The sequence below is a fragment of the Rhodococcus sp. 06-1474-1B genome, from assembly GCF_002258885.1.
Taxonomy (GTDB): Bacteria; Actinomycetota; Actinomycetes; order Mycobacteriales; family Mycobacteriaceae; genus Rhodococcoides; species Rhodococcoides fascians.
Map to the genome: position 1 here is coordinate 156535 of NZ_NOYR01000032.1, position 20236 is coordinate 176770.

General features: G+C 65.3%; 14 protein-coding genes and 1 pseudogene. 10 read left to right on the top strand and 5 right to left on the bottom strand.

Translation table 11 applies throughout. From position 1 onward, the window contains the following. Positions 1-40 precede the first annotated feature (40 nt). From CH266_RS18630 to proB, 10 genes are all read left to right on the top strand, one after another. Positions 41-2041, top strand: a complete 2001-nt coding sequence (locus CH266_RS18630) for a S9 family peptidase (RefSeq protein WP_094715910.1) — start codon at positions 41-43, stop codon at positions 2039-2041. A 9-nt stretch (positions 2042-2050) separates the two neighbouring features. After that, complete coding sequence (locus CH266_RS18635; protein ID WP_094715911.1) at positions 2051-4720, top strand: valine--tRNA ligase; 2670 nt, start codon at positions 2051-2053, stop codon at positions 4718-4720. Further along, entirely contained in the window at positions 4721-6151 is a 1431-nt protein-coding gene (gene folC / locus CH266_RS18640) for a bifunctional tetrahydrofolate synthase/dihydrofolate synthase (protein WP_052053192.1), read from the top strand. Beyond that, the gene (locus tag CH266_RS18645; RefSeq protein WP_027497558.1) at positions 6148-6537 is read left to right on the top strand and encodes a DUF4233 domain-containing protein; all 390 of its coding nucleotides are present in this window, start codon (positions 6148-6150) and stop codon (positions 6535-6537) included. The genes folC and CH266_RS18645 overlap by 4 nt, the downstream gene beginning before the upstream one ends. Before the next feature lie 67 nt (positions 6538-6604). Next, positions 6605-7024, top strand: a complete 420-nt coding sequence (gene ndk, locus CH266_RS18650; RefSeq protein WP_027497557.1) for a nucleoside-diphosphate kinase — start codon at positions 6605-6607, stop codon at positions 7022-7024. 487 nt (positions 7025-7511) lie between these two features. Then, positions 7512-11096 carry a translation initiation factor IF-2 N-terminal domain-containing protein gene (locus tag CH266_RS18655; RefSeq protein WP_094715912.1) on the top strand — a complete coding sequence of 1195 codons (3585 nt, stop codon included), beginning with the start codon at positions 7512-7514 and terminating at the stop codon, positions 11094-11096. 233 nt (positions 11097-11329) lie between these two features. Continuing rightward, complete coding sequence (gene rplU, locus CH266_RS18660; protein WP_027497555.1) at positions 11330-11641, top strand: 50S ribosomal protein L21; 312 nt, start codon at positions 11330-11332, stop codon at positions 11639-11641. Between the two features lie 59 nt (positions 11642-11700). Further along, complete coding sequence (rpmA, locus tag CH266_RS18665; protein ID WP_027497554.1) at positions 11701-11964, top strand: 50S ribosomal protein L27; 264 nt, start codon at positions 11701-11703, stop codon at positions 11962-11964. 171 nt (positions 11965-12135) lie between these two features. Further along, positions 12136-13587, top strand: a complete 1452-nt coding sequence (gene obgE / locus CH266_RS18670) for a GTPase ObgE (protein ID WP_032368196.1) — start codon at positions 12136-12138, stop codon at positions 13585-13587. 62 nt (positions 13588-13649) lie between these two features. Continuing rightward, the gene (gene proB, locus CH266_RS18675; protein WP_370878787.1) at positions 13650-14729 is read left to right on the top strand and encodes a glutamate 5-kinase; all 1080 of its coding nucleotides are present in this window, start codon (positions 13650-13652) and stop codon (positions 14727-14729) included. Here proB and CH266_RS18680 read toward each other — a convergent pair. The 5 genes and pseudogenes from CH266_RS18680 to CH266_RS18695 form a co-directional block, all read right to left on the bottom strand. Then, positions 14702-15520, bottom strand: a complete 819-nt coding sequence (locus tag CH266_RS18680) for a Sir2 family NAD-dependent protein deacetylase (protein ID WP_094716034.1) — start codon at positions 15518-15520, stop codon at positions 14702-14704. The genes proB and CH266_RS18680 overlap by 28 nt on opposite strands. 154 nt (positions 15521-15674) lie before the next feature. Then, positions 15675-16073: an ectoine synthase gene (locus CH266_RS18685; protein ID WP_027497550.1), complete on the bottom strand. Its 399-nt coding sequence runs from the start codon at positions 16071-16073 to the stop codon at positions 15675-15677. A 38-nt stretch (positions 16074-16111) separates the two neighbouring features. Then, positions 16112-17389 carry a diaminobutyrate--2-oxoglutarate transaminase gene (ectB, locus tag CH266_RS18690; protein ID WP_255175974.1) on the bottom strand — a complete coding sequence of 426 codons (1278 nt, stop codon included), beginning with the start codon at positions 17387-17389 and terminating at the stop codon, positions 16112-16114. A 48-nt stretch (positions 17390-17437) separates the two neighbouring features. After that, a pseudogene (gene ectA / locus CH266_RS25935) lies at positions 17438-18010 on the bottom strand (diaminobutyrate acetyltransferase); the annotation flags it as partial. 104 nt (positions 18011-18114) lie between these two features. After that, a complete protein-coding gene (locus CH266_RS18695; protein ID WP_032370223.1) occupies positions 18115-20232 on the bottom strand; it encodes a RecQ family ATP-dependent DNA helicase in 2118 nt (705 codons plus the stop codon). Positions 20233-20236 lie beyond the last annotated feature (4 nt).

The following is a 20236-nucleotide window of genomic DNA, read 5'->3' on the forward strand; positions in this document are numbered from 1 at the left end:
AGCCGACGCGGAACGATCTGTTGCCACTACTGTCGTTCGCATGAGTGTCTACGACAACATCGACGAGTACATCGCGGCCCGACGTGTCACGGGGTTGGCGGTGGATCGCAGTGGTTCTCGTGCGGTCGTTGTCGTTGCTGCTCTGAGTGATTCGCGCACCGAGTACCGAACGTCGCTGTGGGAGATCGACGTGGACGGACGTTCTCCGGCGCGGCGAATCACCCACGGTGAGCTGGGCGAGAGCGCGCCGGTGTTCACCGCGTCCGGGGATCTGATGTTCTCGCGCCGCTCCAGCGAGGATGATCCGGCACAGTTGTGGGTACTGCCCGCCGCCGGCGGGGAGGCCCACGTGGTCGAGACCCGGTCGGCGGGAATCGGTGACGTGCGAGCGGCTCGGTCCGTCGATCGGTTCGCCGGCTTCTCGCCGGTGTTCGGCTCGTCCACGACAGACGAGGACGACGACGGCCTGCGTACCGAGCGCAAGACGAACAAGGTGGATGCGATTCTGCACACCGGTGTGCCGGTGCGTTTCTGGGATCACGATCTCGGTCCCGCAACCCCGCATCTGTTCGCAGGCGAGACGGAAACCGACCTCGAGTCGGCACCACTGCGTGATCTGACGCGTGACGCGGCAGGTGCTCTGCAGGAAGCGGCCTTCGACATCAGCGCCGACGGCACTTTCGTCGTCTCCACGTGGTCGGTGCCCGGCCCGCTGGCAACCGTCCGCACGATACTGGTGCGCATCGACACCGTGACCGGAGAACGGACCACGATCGTCGACGACGCGGATGCCGATCTGGGTGCACCGGCCATCTCGCCCGACGGCCGTGCCGTCGCGTTCGTCCGTGAATCGATCTCGACTCCCGAACAAGCGCCACGAATGACGTTGCAGCAGTACGAGTTCGGTACGGACTCCGTCACCGATCTCGCTCCGGGCTGGGATCGATGGCCGATCGGTCCGGTCTGGCTGCCGGACGGGTCCGGCGTGTTGGTCACCGCGGACGACGACGGCAGGTCGCCGATCTTCGTGATCGAGCCGGGTGCGGAGCCGCGTCGTCTGACGCATACCGACGACGCGTACACGCACGTTCACGTGTCGTCGGACGGCAAGCGCGTAGTCGCTGTGGCCGCCTCGTATCTGGCCGCCCCGCACCCGGTCTCGATCGACCTGTCCGACGGCACCGTGGTCGACCTCGACGCCGGAATCGACAACGGCCCGCTGCCCGGCACGTTGACCGAGATCGAGACCGTCGTCGAGGACGGCAGTCGAGTCCGAGGATGGCTGGCGCTGCCGCACGTTGTATCGGACGATTCGCCCGCGCCGCTGCTGCTGTGGGTGCACGGCGGCCCGCTGGGTTCGTGGAACACGTGGTCCTGGCGGTGGAACCCATGGCTGATGGTGGCGCGGGGGTACGCGGTGCTGCTCCCGGATCCGGCGTTGTCCACAGGCTACGGCCAGAACTTCGTGCAGCGTGGTTGGGGCGCGTGGGGCAGTGCCCCGTTCACCGATCTGATGGCGTTGACCGACGTCGCTGTTGCCCGAACCGATATCGACGACACACGCACCGCCGCAATGGGTGGCTCGTTCGGCGGGTACATGGCCAACTGGATCGCCGGGCACACCGACCGATTCGACGCCATCGTCACCCACGCCAGTCTGTGGGCACTCGATCAGTTCGGACCGACGACCGACGCACCGTGGTACTGGGCGCGGGAGATGTCCCCCGAGATGGCGGTGGAGAACTCTCCGCACCTGTTCGTCGCGGACATCTCGACGCCGATGCTGGTCATCCACGGTGACAAGGACTATCGCGTGCCGATCGGCGAGGGCCTGCGGTTGTGGTACGAACTGCTCAGCGAATCGGGACTGCCCGCCGACGACGACGGTGAGACCGAGCACCGATTCCTGTACTTCCCCGGCGAGAACCACTGGATTCTGACGCCTCAGAACGCCAAGGTCTGGTACGAGGTGGTACTGGCATTTCTGGCGGGGCATGTCCTGGGCGAGAGCGCGTCGATGCCGCGAATACTGGGCCACTAGAATCGACCGGTGACCAGTTCAGCGCCAGAGACCCCAGACAACCCAGCCGACCGTTTGCCCAAGAGCTGGGACCCCAGCGAGGTAGAGGCCGAGCTGTACCGGGGTTGGGTGGATGCCGGTTATTTCGAGGCCGATGCCACCAGCGACAAGCCGCCGTACTCCATCGTGCTGCCGCCGCCCAACGTCACGGGCAGCCTGCACATGGGCCACGCCCTCGACCACACGTTGATGGACGCGCTGAGTCGGCGCAAGCGCATGCTCGGGTACGAGGTGCTGTGGCTCCCGGGAATGGACCACGCGGGCATCGCCACGCAGTCGGTGGTGGAGAAGCAGCTCGCCGCCGACGGAAAGACCAAGGAAGAGTTCGGTCGCGAACTGTTCATCGACAAGGTGTGGGACTGGAAGCGCGAGTCGGGCGGCACCATCGGCGGCCAGATGCGTCGTATCGGCGACGGTGTCGACTGGAGCCGTGAGCGATTCACCATGGACGACGGCCTGTCCGAGGCCGTGCAGACCATGTTCAAGCGCATGTTCGACGACGGTCTGATCTACCGCGCCGAGCGGCTGGTCAACTGGTCGCCGGTGTTGCAGACGGCAATCTCCGACATCGAGGTGAAGTTCGAGGACGTCGAGGGCGAACTCGTCTCGCTGCGATACGGGTCGCTGGACGACTCCGAACCGCACGTCATCGTGGCCACCACTCGAGTGGAGACGATGCTCGGCGACACTGCGGTGGCGGTGCACCCCGACGACGAGCGCTACCGGGCTCTGGTGGGCACCACCCTCGAGCATCCGTTCACCGGACGACGAATACCGATCATCGCCGACGACTACGTCGATCCCGAATTCGGTACCGGCGCAGTGAAAATCACTCCGGCGCACGACCCCAACGACTTCGAGATGGGCGTTCGGCACTCACTGCCGATGCCGTCGATCATGGACAAGGCCGGCCGCATCGCCGATACCGGAACGCAGTTCGACGGTATGGACCGATTCGAGGCGCGTGTCAAGGTCCGTGAGGCCCTGGCCGAGCAAGGCCGAGTGGTCGCCGAGAAGCGCCCGTACCTGCACAGCGTCGGACACTCCGAGCGCAGCGGTGAGCCGATCGAGCCGCGTCTGTCGCTGCAGTGGTGGGTCAAGGTCGACACCCTGGCCAAGGCGGCCGGTGACGCAGTTCGCAACGGCGACACCGTCATTCATCCCAAGAGTCAAGAGCCGCGCTGGTTCGCCTGGGTCGACAACATGCACGATTGGTGCATCTCGCGTCAGCTGTGGTGGGGCCACCGAATTCCGATCTGGTACGGCCCCGACGGCGAGACGGTGTGCCTGGGACCGGGGGAGACCCCACCCGAGGGGTGGGAGCAGGACCCCGACGTCCTCGACACCTGGTTCTCTTCCGGCCTGTGGCCCTTCTCGACGATGGGCTGGCCGGAGGCCACTCCCGAACTGGAGAAGTTCTATCCGACCGGCGTACTCGTCACCGGCTACGACATTCTGTTCTTCTGGGTCGCCCGGATGATGATGTTCGGCACCTACGTCGGAGCCGACGACGCCATCACCGCAGGAAAGCAGGGCCCACAGGTTCCGTTCCGAGATGTCTTCCTGCACGGACTGATTCGCGATCAGTTCGGTAAGAAGATGTCCAAGTCTCGGGGCAACGGCATCGATCCGCTCGACTGGGTCGACCGCTTCGGCGCGGATGCACTGCGGTTCACGCTGGCCCGCGGTGCCAACCCGGGTGCCGACATGTCCGTCGGCGAGGACCATGCGCAATCCTCGCGCAACTTCGCCAACAAACTGTTCAACGCCACCAAGTTCGCCCTGATGAACGGCGCAGCGCCGGCCGAGCTGCCGTCGCGCGCCGCACTCACCGACGCCGACCGTTGGATCCTCGACCGACTCGATCAGGTTCGAGCAGAGGTGGATTCGGCATTCGATCGCTACGAGTTCAGCAAGGCGTGCGAGGCGCTCTACCACTTCACGTGGGATGAGGTCTGCGACTGGTACCTCGAAATTGCGAAGGTGCAGTTCGCTGACGAGAGCATCGCCGAATCCACCCGTGGAGTCCTGGGCAACGTTCTCGGCGCGGTGCTGCGCCTGCTCCACCCGGTCGTCCCGTTCGTGACCGAGACCCTGTGGAAGGTGCTGACCGGGGGCGAGTCCCTGGTGGTCGCCACGTGGCCGACCCCTGCCGCCGATCCGGTCGATCCTGTTGCTGCGCAACGCATCGAGGACATGCAGCGCCTCATCACCGAAATTCGTCGGTTCCGCAGCGATCAGGGGCTCAAGCCCTCGCAGAAGGTCGCCGCTCGCATCGTCGGAGTGGGTGACGCCGACCTGGAAGGCCAGATCTCGGCAGTGACCTCGCTGGCCCGGTTGACCGAGCCGGGTGCGGACTTCGCGGCGACGGCATCGGTGGAGGTGCGTACGAGCAAGGCCACCGTCGTCGTCGAGCTCGACACCTCGGGCACAGTCGATCTGGTCGCCGAACGCGCGCGACTGGTGAAGGATCTCGCCGCTGCGGAGAAGGAGTTGGCCCAGACGACCGGCAAACTGGGCAACGAGGCATTTCTGGCCAAAGCCCCGGATGCGGTGGTGGACAAGATCAGAACTCGTCAGACGATCGCTCGCGAAGAGATCGCGCGCATCGGCGCGCGCCTCGAATCGATGGGAAGCTAAGTGACCGAGCCGGACGACGCCCTGCCGTCACCACCACCGACCCCGGTCGACCTGGCCGAGCTCGCACTCGTCGAGGCCGAGCTCGACAAGCGTTGGCCCGAAACGAAGATCGAGCCGTCTACCGCCCGAATCTCGGCGCTGATGGACCTGCTCGGTTCTCCGCAGAAGGCGTATCCGTCGATCCACGTGGCCGGAACCAACGGCAAGACGTCCGTCACCCGCATGATCGATGCGTTGCTGACCGCTTTCCATCGGCGTACCGGCCGCACCACCAGCCCGCATCTGCAGATGGCTACCGAGCGGATCAGTATCGACGGCCGTCCGGTGTCCCCGCGCACCTACGTGGACACCTACAACGAGATCGCACCGTTCGTCGAGATGATCGATGCACAGTCCGAGGCCGCCGGTGGACCGCGGATGAGCAAGTTCGAGGTCGTCACCGCCATGGCATTCGCGGCCTTCGCCGAGGCACCCGTCGAGGTCGCCGTCATCGAAACCGGGCTGGGCGGCCGCTGGGATGCCACCAACGTGGTCGACGGTGAGATCGCCGTCATCACCCCGATCGGTCTCGACCACGTCGAATTCCTCGGGGACGATCTGTCCACGATCGCGGGGGAGAAGGCCGGCATCATCAAGAAGGCACCGGAACTACTCGTGCCACGGGACACGGTGGCCATCCTCGCCAAGCAGGAACCCGAGGTGTCCGAGGTCCTGCTTCGTGCGGCGGTGCAGGCAGACGCTGCCGTGGCACGGGCCGGATCGGAGTTCACCGTTCTCGGTCGGCAGATAGCCGTGGGCGGACAACAGCTGGAGTTGCAGGGGCTGGGCGGTGTCTACACCGACATCTTCCTGCCGTTGCACGGAGAGCACCAGGCGCACAACGCCTCTCTCGCTCTCGCAGCAGTCGAGGCATTCTTCGGGGCGGGCCCGGACCGTCAACTCGACCAGGACACCGTGCGCGAAGCCTTTGCGACCGTGGTCAATCCCGGTCGTCTCGAGCGAGTACGCAACGCGCCCACGGTGTTTCTCGATGCCGCGCACAACCCGCACGGGGCCGCTGCACTGGCGGCCGCCCTGACCGACGAATTCGACTTCCGCAAACTCGTCGGAGTCGTCAGTGTCATGGCGGACAAGGATGTCGGCGCGATCCTCGAAGCATTGGAACCGGTGTTCGACGACATCGTCGTCACCCACAACGGGTCCGGTCGAGCGATGGATGTCGACGCGTTGGCCGACATAGCCGTGGCCAAGTTCGGCGACGAGCGGGTCGTGGTGGCGTCGACGCTGCCCGATGCGCTCGAGACGGCGATCGGGTTGGCCGAAGAAGTGGCCGAGCCCGGCGAAGCCGTGTCCGGTGCCGGGGTCGTCGTCACCGGCTCGGTGGTGACCGTGGGCGCAGCGCGCACGTTGTTCGGAAAGGATCCCGCGTGAGCGAAGCAGAGTTTCGACCACCGACAACCGACCCGTGGAAGGGGTTTCGCGGTGTGTCGGCGGGCACACTCGTACTGGAAGCGATCGTGACTCTGCTCGCTCTTCCGGTCGTGGCGACTCTCGGCGGCGGCGCAACGTGGTTCTCGACCACCTATATCGTGGCGCTCGCCGTGGTGATGATTCTGGCCGCGGGAAAACAGGGCGAACCCTGGGCGATGAAGCTCAACCTCGCGTTGCAGTTCTTCGTGATGGCCGGGGCCGTGTTCCATCTGTCCATCGGTGCCGTGGGTCTGATCTTCCTTGCCGTGTGGCTGTATCTGCTCTATCTGCGCCGGGACATCACCGAACGCATTCGACGCGGCATGCTGCCCGGGCAACGCGACTGACACCGGACCGGTCGGTTGGGGCCATGCGCCGCGCGACCGGGTGCCGGTGTCCATTACTGTCGTCGACGTGACCGATCGCACCCTAGTACTGATCAAGCCAGACGGAGTTGCCCGGCGTTACGTAGGAGAGATCCTCGGCCGCGTGGAGAAGAAGGGTCTGAGCATCGTCGCCCTCGAGCTCAAGACCGTCTCTCGCGACGTGGCCTCGGCTCACTACGCGGAGCACGAGAGCAAGCCGTTCTTCCCCGACCTTCTCGAGTTCATCACCTCCGGGCCCGTGGTGGCCGCGGTTCTCGAAGGCCCCCGTGCCATCGAAGCCTTCCGTCAGATCGCCGGCGGCACGGATCCGGTTGCCAAAGCAGTTCCCGGCACCATCCGAGGTGACCTGGCCCTCGATGGTCAGCAGAACCTGGTACACGGATCCGATTCGGTGGAATCCGCAGAGCGCGAGATCGCCCTGTGGTTCCCCGACCTGACCGCCTCCTAGAAGCCCGTCGCAGAGCACTTCCGCAGTCACGCCGCACCCGCTCGAAGTCCGATCGGTGCGGCGTGGCTCGTATGGATCATCGCGTGTGGGATACTCGACGGAGATCGACCCCACAGCACTTGTACGTTCACACGCTCCACCTCTGTTCAGCTCCACCGAAGTTCGCTAGAGAAAAAGTGCTCGTGGGATCGATCGGATGACTGTCGTCGACCCGCTGCCCGTCATCGCAGAGTCGCGAACGAGAGACAGGCTCGTTCGCGTTCATGCTTGATGATCAGGCGCTCGGATCGCCGAGACACCACCATCCAGCCAGGCACTGCACACGCCGTCGTCGGCCACCGAGATTCACGAGGTGGCTCACACGATTTGTGGAGAGCGAGACCGAACAGCTGACGTCCAACCCGACGTGAGTACACAAGGATTGCCCTCGCGTGGCCGCGTCACACCCGATTTCGGATGAACGCGCCCGGGGGCCCGAGGAGACTACGTGGCCGATCAAAGCCCGCCCGAAGATGTACAGAGCACGAACGCAGGAAATCCGGAGGACACCGACGCGGTGTCGTCCGCGAAATCCGACGCGGTTTCCGTGCAACCCGACACCATCGAATTGCCGACCAGGCTGCGTGTGCATGCACTGGCGAAGATTCTGGGTGTGACCAGCAAGCAGTTGCTCGTCACTCTCGGTGAGCTCGGCATCGAAGCCCGCAGCGCGCAGTCGAGTCTGAGCCGAGACGTTGCCGAGTCGGTGCGCGATTCGGTGAACGGGCCGACCGCACCCGCCCTCGATGCCTCCGCAGCGGAGTCGCCGGCACCGGATGCGTCGACAGACCAGCAGCCCGAGCCCGCATCGGTAGAGGTGCCGGCCGAGACGGCTCCCTCGATAGAGGTCCCCGCTGCCGAGGCAACGCTGTTCACCAGCGCGCCCACGGCCGTGCCCGAGGCCGCCCAACCCACGGCCACGACCTTCGCGACGCCGGTGTTCCTGCAGCCGGCAGCGGCAGAGCCAGCAGCAGAATCGGCGGATGCGCCGTCCGAGGCCCCCGCACGGCGTCGACGTAGTCGCAAGGCCGCACCCAAGGACGAGGCACCGTCCGACAACAACGCTGCGTCCGACAAGGCCACGGACGAGACCGCCACCGGCGAGTCGCCCGCCACCGAGAACGTCTCGACGGTCGCCGCCGACACCGCCGCGCAAGACACCGCTGTGTCCGGTGCTCCCGTGTCCGAGTCCGGTGCATCGGATGCGTCGTCCGACGAGTCCGGGGCTTCCTCGGCAGCGGACGGCGCGGGCGACGACGACGACCAGTCTCAGCCCCGTCGCCGTCGGCGCGGTCGCCGCGGTCGTGGGCGGGGACGCGGAGAGCAGTCGTCCGACGACAACTCGACCGACGAGGATTCGGACGACACCGACTCCGAGACGGACAGCAGCACGTCCACCTCTTCGGCAGACGGCGAGTCCACCGGGGCGGACGCAACCGACGATTCCGATGCGGACGAGACCTCCGGCGACGACCAGCCCTCGAGTTCGGGACGGCGTTCGCGTCGATCGCGGTCACGCGGCCGCGGGTCCGATCGGCAGAACTCCACGACCGACGCCACCGCCGACGGGTCGGACAACCAGGGCGAGGACAGTGACAACGAGTCCGAGTCCGGCGCTCAGGACAACTTCGGCGACTCCGACAACGGTGATTCCGACAACGGTGATTCGGACGGAGACGGCTCGAGCCGTCGTCGTCGGCGTCGCCGCCGTCGTAAGACCGGAGCCGAGGCCGCGGCGGAAGCAGCTGCCTCGTCCGAGGACGACCCGCCCAACACCGTCGTGCACGAACGCGAGCCGCGCAACAAGAGCCGCGCACCGCGCGACGAGGTGCAGGGCATCTCCGGTTCGACTCGGCTCGAGGCCAAGCGGCAGCGTCGCCGTGACGGCCGCGATGCCGGGCGACGTCGTCCGCCGATTCTGACCGAATCGGAATTCCTCGCTCGTCGTGAGTCCGTGGACCGCGTGATGGTCGTTCGCGAGAAGGCCACCCCGGACCATCCGTTGACCACGCAGGTCGCCGTGCTCGAAGACGGCGTTCTGGTGGAGCATTTCGTGACCAGTAGCGCCACCGCCTCGATGGTCGGCAACGTCTATCTCGGCCGCGTGCAGAACGTCCTGCCCAGTATGGAAGCAGCGTTCATCGACATCGGCCGTGGTCGTAACGGTGTGCTGTACGCAGGCGAGGTCAATTGGGACGCCGCCGGTCTCGGCGGAAGCGCGCGCAAGATCGAGCAGGCCCTCAAGCCGGGCGATCAGGTTCTGGTGCAGGTCAGCAAGGACCCGGTGGGCCACAAGGGCGCTCGCTTGACGACTCAGCTGTCGTTGGCCGGACGCTTCCTCGTCTACGTTCCCGGTGGCAGTTCCACCGGCATCAGCCGCAAGCTGCCCGACACCGAGCGCAAGCGACTCAAAGAGATTCTGCGCGACATCGTTCCCCCCGAGGCCGGCGTCATCATCAGGACCGCAGCCGAGGGCGTCAGCGAGGAAGAACTCGCGCGCGACGTGACGCGGCTGCAGGCCCAGTGGGCCAGCATCGAAGAGCGGTCCGCGAACGCCGAAACAGGCAAGGGCGTGCAGCCGCAGACGTTGTACGAAGAGCCCGACATGCTGGTGAAGGTCATCCGCGACCTCTTCAACGAGGACTTCTCGAAGCTCGTCATCGAGGGTGACAAGGCGTGGACGACCACGTCGAACTACGTGGAGACCGTGGCTCCGGACATGATGGAGCGCCTGCAGCGCTACGAGGCCAACGGCAGCTCCGTGGACGTGTTCGCAGCTCACCGCATCGACGAACAGCTGGCGAAGGCCCTCGATCGCAAGGTGTGGTTGCCCTCGGGCGGCACGCTGGTGATCGATCGCACCGAGGCGATGACGGTCGTCGACGTCAACACCGGAAAGTTCACCGGCTCCGGCGGCAACCTGGAAGAGACCGTCACCCGCAACAACATCGAGGCGGCCGAGGAAGTCGTCCGCCAGATGCGTCTGCGCGACATCGGCGGCATGATCGTCGTCGACTTCATCGACATGGTGCTGGAATCGAACCGTGATCTGGTGCTCCGCCGCCTGACCGAGGCGTTGGGCCGTGACCGGACCCGTCATCAGGTGTCGGAGGTGACCTCGCTCGGTCTGGTGCAGATGACGCGCAAGAAGCTCGGCACGGGATTGGTCGAGGCCTTCTCCACCACGTGCGAGCACTGCCAGGGTCGCGGAATCATCGTGCATCCGTTCCCCATCGACGCCAAGCCGGACTCCGACGGTGGACGCCCGAGCTCGTCACGTTCGGACTCGAACGGTTCGGGCAACGGCAGCAGGCGTCGACGCGGCAAGGACGCCAAGTCCGACGGAAACGATCGGTCCGACAACACCGAGCGGTCGACGCCGAACGGACAGTCGGGCACGACGGACGGGACCGACCACCCGGTGGTCGACCCGTCTATCAAGCGGGCACACCCCGTGGCTCTGGCGATGGCAGCGCATCACGACGACGTGGTGGCCGATGTCAGCCCCGCGGAGGTCTCACAGGCACCGTCCGGCTCCGCCGGTGACAAGGACGAGTCGGTCACCGTGGTCTCGGCCGAGGACGTTGCTGTCGCCGCAGCGGCGAACGAGGACGCGGACGCCGCGCAGGCAACCGTGGACAGCGCGCAGGCTCACGAGCCGGTGCCGGCTGCAGAATCCGTCGGCGACGGCGGTTCCGCGGATACCGGGGCGACGCAGTCCTCCGACGACACCCCCGCTCAGCCGGAGCCGGTGGTGGCCACTCCACGACGGGGTCGACGGGTGGCTCGGAAGGCCGCCGCGCCGACCAGTGCAGCGCCGGATGCCGGTGTGCTGATGGTGGTTTCGGCCACGGCAGACGCCGACGATGTTACCGACGCAGGTTCGGCCGGCGGTGACACGGTGGCCGATTCAGCACCGCTGACAGCGGCGGCGGAGCAGCCTGTCGAGCAGGTGGACGTGCCGACCGCACGTCCACGCAGGAGACGGGCAGCGGCACGTCCGGCAGGCCCGCCGGTGGACATCGATGTGTAGGGGTCGAGGCGGTTTGACCCTGGCCGTCTCTCTGCCGTAACCTTGATAAGTCGCTCCCGGTGACACTGTCTTGTTGTGCCTAGCGGTCCTGCAAGTGGAAACAGTTCTCGAGTGGTTCGGATGCAGTTCGGTCCGGATCGGCCGAATGGGAGCAAGCAAACACGTTTTACCAGACCAGTCGCGGTGCCATGCGCAACGCGAGCAAGTTCGAAGAAGCAAGGGGTAGCCCTCCGATGGCAACGTACGCGATCGTCAAGACCGGCGGAAAGCAGTACAAGGTCGCTGTTGGTGACCTCGTCAAGGTCGAGAAGATCGAGGGAGCGCCCGGCACTGCTGTCTCGCTTGCTCCGGTCCTCGTCGTAGACGGATCCGACCTGACCACAGATGCAGACAAGCTGGCAAAGATCTCGGTCGCCAGTGAGATCGTCGAGCACACCAAGGGCCCGAAGATTCGCATCCACAAGTTCAAGAACAAGACCGGATACCACAAGCGTCAGGGACACAGGCAGAAGCTGACTGTCCTCAAGGTCACCGGCATCAAGTAACCAGGTCTTACCGGACCCGAGTTCTTTTCAGCTGATTCACCCCGAGGAGGGTATGCAACATGGCACATAAGAAGGGTGCATCAAGCTCCCGTAACGGTCGCGACTCGAACGCACAGCGCCTCGGCGTCAAGCGTTTCGGCGGCCAGACCGTCGGCGCAGGCGAGATCCTGGTCCGCCAGCGCGGCACGCACTTCCACCCCGGCGTCAACGTCGGCCGTGGCGGCGACGACACCTTGTTCGCACTCGCTCCCGGCGCAGTCGAATTCGGTGCCAAGCGCGGACGCAAGACCGTGAACATCGTTCCGGTCACTGTAGAGGCCTAGTCCTTCTGCAGCTCGCGCTCACGATGACCGGCACGGCAGGCAACTGCCCGGGTCGGACGTCCACCGCGCACGTTCACAGCTCCCGATAGGGGCGGACCAGGGTCACGAGACCGGTCCGCCCCTATCGCTTTTTTCACCCCGTTTTTCTTCCAGAAAGGATCGAAGACAGCTATGTCACGATTCATCGACCGCGTGGTGCTGCACGTCAGCGCCGGCAAAGGTGGCAACGGCTGCTCTTCGGTTCACCGCGAGAAGTTCAAGCCTCTCGGCGGCCCGGACGGCGGCAACGGCGGTCAGGGTGGCGGAGTCATCTTCGTCGTCGACAGCAACGTCCACACATTGCTCGACTTCCACTTCTCCAGTCATGCGAAGGCCGGCAACGGAACTCAGGGCATGGGCGGAAACCGTGAAGGGGCCAACGGAGAGGACCTGATTCTCAAGGTCCCCGACGGCACCGTCGTGCTCGACAAGAAGGGCAACGTCCTCGCCGACATGATCGGTGAGGGAACGCGTTTCGACGCCGCTCCCGGCGGGCGCGGCGGGCTCGGCAACGCAGCACTGGCGTCCAAGGCTCGTCGAGCGCCCGGTTTCGCTCTGCTCGGCGAAGAGGGCATCGAACGCGAACTCGTCCTCGAGCTCAAGTCCGTCGCCGACGTCGGCCTCGTCGGGTTTCCGTCGGCCGGTAAGTCCTCGCTGGTTTCGGTTCTCTCCGCAGCGAAGCCGAAGATCGCCGACTACCCGTTCACCACACTGGTGCCCAACCTCGGTGTCGTCTCCAGTGGAGACACCACGTTCACCGTCGCCGACGTCCCCGGACTGATCCCCGGCGCGAGTCAGGGCCGCGGTCTCGGACTGGACTTCCTGCGTCACCTCGAGCGATGCGCTGTGCTCGCACACGTAGTCGATTGCGCGACACTGGATCCGGGCCGCGACCCGATCTCCGACGTCGACGCTCTCGAAGCGGAGCTGGCGGCCTACAAGCCGGCCCTGTCCGGTGATGCCAGCCTCGGTGATCTCGCCGACCGGCCCCGCATCGTCGTGCTGAACAAGGCAGACATTCCCGAGGGTGCCGAGCTCGCCGAGATGGTCACCGCGGAATTCGAGTCTCGCGGCTGGCCGGTGTTCACCATCTCCGCAGTGACGCGCGCCGGTCTCAAGCCCCTGACGTTCGCGTTGGCGAAGCTCGTCGAGGATTACCGCACAGCTCACCCGGCACCGGAGCCGCGGCGTCAGGTGCTGCGTCCCGTCGCACGAAACGACGACAGCTTCAAGGTCGTCAAGGATCCGGACATCCCGGACGGCTTCATCGTGCGCGGTACCCGTCCGGAACGGTGGGTGCGCCAGACGCAGTTCACCAATGACGAGGCCGTCGGCTACCTCGCGGACCGCCTCGCGCGGCTCGGCGTCGAGGATGCGCTGATCAAGGCGGGCGCTCAGCCGGGCGCGTCGGTCACCATCGGCGACGTGTCCTTCGATTGGGAACCGCAGACCCCGGCCGGTGTCGAGATCACGATGACCGGTCGCGGCACCGATGCTCGACTCGATCAGGTCGAGCGCATCGGTGCCTCCGAGCGCAAGCACGCCCGTCAGGTTCGCCGCGGGCTCGATACCGAACAGGAGTAAACGAGGTGTCGGTGCGTGAATCCGATTCGCCTGCAGAGGCTCTCACCGATACCCGTCGTACGATCGCCGATGCCAAGCGCATCGTGGTCAAGATCGGATCCTCGGCGCTCACCAGCCTCGATGCCGGTCTCGATCTGGCTAGACTGGACCTGTTGGCCGACGCCATCGAGTCGCGGATGCGTAGCGGCACCGACGTGGTCGTCGTCTCGTCGGGCGCGATCGGTGCAGGCATGGCACCACTCGGCCTCACCAGACGCCCGCGTGACCTCGCAACGAAGCAGGCTGCGGCGAGCGTAGGGCAGCTTGCTCTGGTCAACGCCTGGAGTTCGTCGTTCCACCGGTACGGCCGCACGGTCGGGCAGGTGTTGCTGACCGCCGAGGACATCGCGCGGCGAACCAATCACCGTAATGCCCAGCGCACCTTGGATCGGCTACGGTCGCTCGGCGCAGTAGCGATCGTCAACGAGAACGACACCGTGGCCACCGCCGAGATTCGGTTCGGTGACAACGATCGGTTGGCGGCACTCGTGGCACACCTCGTCGGTGCCGACGCGCTGTTCCTGCTCTCGGATGTGGACGGGCTGTACGACGGTGACCCGCGCAAGGGCTCGGCCACGTTGATCCCCGAGGTGACCAGCCCGGAGGATCTGGACGGCGTCGTCGCCGGGTCCGGGGGAGCGCTCGGTACCGGCGGTATGGCCTCCAAACTCTCTGCTGCGCGCCTGGCGGCCGACGCCGGGGTTCCGGTGCTGCTGGCCGCGGCATCCGATGCTGCTCACGCTCTGACGACATCCGCAGTGGGCACCGCCTTCGCGGCGCGCCCGACGCGGTTGTCGGCACGAAAGTTCTGGGTGCGGCATGCGGCCGACGCGGCAGGTGAGCTACACCTCGATGCCGGTGCCGTGCGAGCAGTCGTCGAGCGGCGCAGGTCGTTGTTGTCTGCGGGGATCACGGCCGTGTCCGGTTCTTTTCACGGCGGAGACGTCGTCTCTCTCGTCGATACCGACGGTGTACTGGTGGCCCGTGGGGTCGTCGCCTACGACTCCGGGGAGTTGTCCGGAATGCTCGGGCGGTCCACGGGGGAGTTGGCCGCGGAGCTACAGCGTCCGGTGGTTCACGCGGACGATCTCGTCCGCGCCTGATCGGACGCGTCGGCCAGCGCTGTCGCTGTTTCCGAACAGCCGGTATGCAGTGTGAGAGAGGCGAATTCGTCGCCACGGGTAGAACCCCGATTGACGATGACAACGGGCGTGCCGGTCTTGAACGCGTGTCTGACGAATCGCAGGCCCGACATCACGGCCAGCGAGGACCCCAGCACCAGCAGCGCGTCGCTGCGATCGACGAGGTCGAAGGCCTCGGCGACGCGCGGTTTGGGGACACTCTCGCCGAAATAGACGATGTCGGGTTTGAGTATGCCGGAACAGGATTCGCAATCGACCATCCGAAAATGCGCGGTGGACGAGATGATCGCGTCGGCGTCGGGTGCGATCTCGACGCCCTCGGCCGGAGCAAAGGATTCGACGAAGCCGGGGTTGGCTCGATCCAAGCGTCTGGCCAACTCGAACCTCGACACCAACCGCTCGCAGTTCAGGCAGCGCACGCGGGCGTAGACACCGTGGAGATCGATGACGTTGCGGCTGCCGGCCTTGGTGTGCAGCATATCGACGTTCTGGGTGATGATGCCGGTGACGACTCCTGCGCGTTCGAGACGGGTCAGGGCTCGGTGGCCGTCGTTGGGCACTGCCGCGTCCATGTGTCGCCAACCCACGTGATTACGCGCCCAGTAGTGCCTTCTGAACTCGGCATCACCGATGAACTGCTGAAAAGTCATCGGATTGCGCGGTGGTGACTTCGGACCCCGATAGTCCGGAATTCCGGAGTCGGTCGACATGCCGGCACCGGTGAGCACTGCAACAGTTCTTCCGTCCAGCATCGAGAGCAATTGCCGATACGTTTCCGCGGGCGCGGTCGGAGCATTCACCTCGTCCAGGATAGCGAAGAGTCGTGTCACGCATCGACCCACAACGACGACACCGGGCCCGCACCGACAATGCGTCGGTGCGGGCCCGGTGTTGTGACGAAATGCGTTACGCAGGTACCTCGACGAGGGGGTACACGCCGTTTTCGTCGTGCGTCTCGTTGCCGACGACCGGCGGGTTGAACACACACAGCATGCGCATTGTCGTGCGCGGCTCCACGGTGTGACGCTCGTGCCCGTTGAGCAGGTACATCGACCCCGGTCCGAGCTCGTACGTCTGTCCGGTCTCGCGATCGGTCAGCGTTCCTTCACCCTCGATGAGCCACACCGCTTCGACGTGGTTCGCGTAGTGGAAGTTGTTCACCGTTCCGGGCTGGATGGTGGTCTCGTGGAACGAGAAGCCGACCTTGTCACCGCCCAGAATGATTCTCTTGCTGCGCCAGTTGCCGTCCTCGCTCGAGATGTCGCGGTCGGTTCCGGTGATTTCTTCGGTGGTGCGAACGATCATGCGATGTCTCCTTCGATGTCGGTGTGTGCTGGACGCTGCTAGGACAGAACTTTCGCCACTGCACTTTCGATGATGTCCAGGCCGCGGTCGAGCTCGTCGATCGTCGTAGTCAACGGGGGAAGAAGCTTGACGACCTCGTCCTTGGGGCCCGCGGTCTCGACGAGCAGACGCTCGTCGTAGCACAGCTGAGACACCTTGCCGGCCAACTCCGCGTCGTCGAACACCAGAGCCTGGACCATGCCGCGTCCGCGGGTGGAGATGCCGTCGAACTTGGCGCACAACTTCATGAACCGATCCTGGATGTGCTCACCCTTGGCGAGAACGTCCTTCTCGAACTTGTCGTCGGACCAGTAGTGGTCGATGGCTGCCTTCGCCGTGACGAACGACGGGTTGAAGCCGCGGAAGGTGCCGTTGTGCTCACCCGGTGCCCAGACGTCCAGCTCGGGCTTGAACAGTGTCAGCGCCAGCGGCATGCCGTAGCCGCCGATGGACTTCGACAGGGTGACGATGTCCGGGGTGATGCCGGCTTCCTCGAAGGAGAAGAACTGGCCGGTGCGGCCGCAGCCCATCTGCACGTCGTCGACGATCAGCAGAATTTCGCGTCGCGAGCACAGTTCGGCCAACGCGCGCAACCACTCCGGACGTGCGACGTTGATGCCGCCCTCGCCCTGAATGGTCTCGACGATCACCGCGGCCGGTCGGTTGAATCCACTGCCCGAGTCGTCGAGAACGCGCTCGAACCACTGGAAGTCCTCGGTGACGCCGCCGAAGTAGTTGTCGTACGGCATCGGAGTGGTGTGCACCAATGGAATTCCGGCGCCAGCTCGCTTCATCGAGTTGCCGGTGACCGACAACGCGCCGAGTGTCATGCCGTGGAATGCGTTGGTGAAGTTGATGATCGCCTCGCGCCCGGTGACCTTGCGAGCGAGCTTGAGCGCTGCCTCGACGGTGTTGGTGCCCGTCGGACCGGGGAACTGAACCTTGTAGTCCAAGCCACGGGGGTCGAGGATGTTCTTCTTGAACGACTCGAGGAACTCACGCTTGGCGACGGTGGACATGTCGAGTCCGTGCGTGATGCCATCGCTGGTGATGTAGTCCACCAACGCGCTCTTGATCATGTCGTTGTTGTGGCCGTAATTGAGTGCGCCTGCGCCACCGAAGAAATCGAGGTAGTCGTTGCCGTTCTCGTCGGTGATGACCGAGTTCTTCGCTGTGGTGAATACGGCGGGCCACTGGCGACTGTAGCTACGCACGCCGGACTCGACGGTCTCGAATACGTCGGGCTTCTCTGTTGTCACTGTGTTCTTTTCGGTCATGTTCTGCTTGTTCCTTTCGTAATTCCGCGATGCGTCCGGGCCTACGGTGTAGAGCTCTTCTGCTTCGTGGCTATCAGGGAAATCGTTGGGCGCGAACAAATCCGACTTGACGATGTCGGTACCTCGCTTGCGTGCGAGGCTGGTGAAGGTTGCGATGGACGCTTCGTTGTCCGGGCTGATCGTGGTTTCGAGGTGCGTGATGCCCTGTGGCTCGAGGCGGTCGAGCAGCTCCATGAGCATGCGACCGGCAAGTCCCTTGCCGCGCTGGTCCGCATCCACGGCGACCTGCCACACGAACAGCGTTCGAGGGGCGTCCTGGCGGATGTATCCGGTGACGAAACCGACTGCGCGGCCGTCGATGTCGGATACGACAGTGGTGGCCGCGAAATCTCGGCACCACAACACGTACGAGTAGCTGGAGTTCAGATCCAGAACTCGTGAATCTCTTGCGATCTCCCAGAGCCGGACTCCGTCGGAGATCTGTGGCTTACGAAACTTCACTGCGTCCGGCGCAGTGAGCGGGGTACCTCTCAGCAATGCAGGCTTCATAGGAAATACGACCGTAACAAGGAGGCGGGAGCATATCGAGTGCGTCGGAGAATCGACGCCCGAATCGGACATGCTTTGCCTGGTTAACCGCCGATTGTGATGGTGCTCACATATTTCAGGATCGGCTGGCGGTACCCACCTGGCGCGTTTTCAAACCCGCACGTTGTGCCGGAGCCCTACTTGGGCGTTGCCAATGCGAAGGGAAGGATCGCATCCGCTCCCGCAGCCTGCAGCGCGGCGGTGGCACACGTGAACGTCCAACCGGTGTCGGTGAGCAGATCGACGAGCAGAATCGGCCCGTCTACGGACGATACGTCCGGAACCTCCCACGAGTCCACCAGGCCGGCAACTCGGAAGGCCGAATTCGCGGCCGATACCGGGGGATGTCCGGGTCTGACCTGCATCACTCCCAGGTTCTCCAGCTTCCCGACGGTTGCCAGGCGCTCGGCTACCGAGCGCACCAGCAGCGGGTGGGTGGGGGAGTCGAGGGCCAGCACGGCGGTCGGGCGGTCGGCCCAGTCCCAGTTGGCCAGCACCGAGATGCAGGCCTTCTCCAGCGCCTCGGTGACGGGAGCGTCGGGTGCATCCAGCAGGGCTCGCAAGCGTCCACCCCACCCGAGGTCGGTGAGGCGGCCGAGAACGCGACCCGGTCGGTGCGGGTTGCCGATCTTGCCCGAGAGCGATACACCGAGCTTTTTCATCCCACTGGGCCACTGCTTTCGGGGCTGGAGATCGAGTCCGGGGCGATCGAGCCGGGCCCTCGCAGAGTCGACCGACGTGGCATCGACCGCGGACGAGAGATGCTCGCCCGTGCAGTTGTCGCATCGGCCGCAACGGTCGGACTCGGTGCCGGGTGCGCCGAGATCGGGGTCGTCGAGCTGCCGACGAAGAAATTCCATCCGGCACCCATCGGTGCTCTGGTAGTCGAGCATCGCCTGCTGCTCACGGTCCCTGGCTTGCTCGAGGCGTTCGTAGCGGCTCGCGTCGTACGTCCACGACTCACCGGTGGCCATCCAACCGCCACGGACGCGTCTGACGGCCCCGTCGACGTCCAGGACCTTGAGCACCATCTCGAGCCTGCTGCGATTGAGCTCGACCAGTGGCTCGAGAGCTTGGGTCGACTGAGCCTTGTCGGTATCGAGTGCCTCGATGACCTGTCGCACGAGATGTTCCCGCGGGAATGCGACGGAGGCGAAATAGCTCCAGATCTGCCGGTCCTCGTGGCCGGGGAGTAGTACGACGTCGGCGCGTTCGGTGGCGCGGCCGGCGCGACCGACCTGCTGGTAGTAGGAGATCGGCGAGGACGGTGCCCCCATGTGCACGACGAAGCCGAGGTCGGGTTTGTCGAACCCCATGCCGAGTGCGGAGGTCGCGACGAGCGCCTTGACCCGGTTTGCGAGTAGGTCGGCTTCGAGTGATTCGCGTTCGGTGGGGTCGGTCTGACCGGTGTACGACGCCACGACGTGGCCCTGGTCGGTGAGCAGCGCGGCGAGATCCTTGGCGGCCGAGACCGTCAGCGTGTAGATGATTCCGGAGCCCGGCAGGGTCTTCAGGTGATCGCCGAGCCACGCTGCGCGCTCGGTGGCGTTCTCGATCCGCACCACCGACATCCGTAGTGAGTCTCGTGCGAGTCCGCCGCGTAGGACCAGGGTGTCTCCGCCGCCGACCCCGAGTTGGGCGGCGACGTCGTCGACCACCCGGTCGTTCGCGGTCGCCGTGGTGGCCAGCACGGGTATGCCGTCGCGCAGTTCGGCGATGAGGGTTCGGATCCGCCGGTAGTCGGGCCGGAAATCATGTCCCCAATCGGAGACACAGTGGGCCTCGTCGACCACGACCAGGCCGGCGTCACCGGCCAACGACGGCAGCACCTGGTCGCGGAAGTCGGGATTGTTCAGGCGCTCCGGGCTGACCAACAGCACGTCGAGCTCACCCGAGTTCACCTGTTCATGGATCTCGTCCCACTCGGTCATGTTGCCCGAGTTGATGGTCGCCGCCCGCACCCCGGCGCGCTGCGCAGAGGCGACCTGGTTTCGCATCAACGCCAGCAGCGGCGACACGATGACCGTCGGTCCCAGACCCTGGGCGCGCAGTAGTTTCGCGGCGATGAAGTAGACAGCCGACTTACCCCAACCGGTCCGCTGGACCACCAACGCCCGCCGACGGTGCACGACCAGCGCCTCTATTGCCGTCCACTGGTCCTCGCGCAACACCGCATCGGGGCCGGCGAGCTCACGCAGCAGCCTTTCGGCGTCTTCGCGCAAGTTGCCTACGGTCGCGTGCGTCGCTGTCGTCATACTG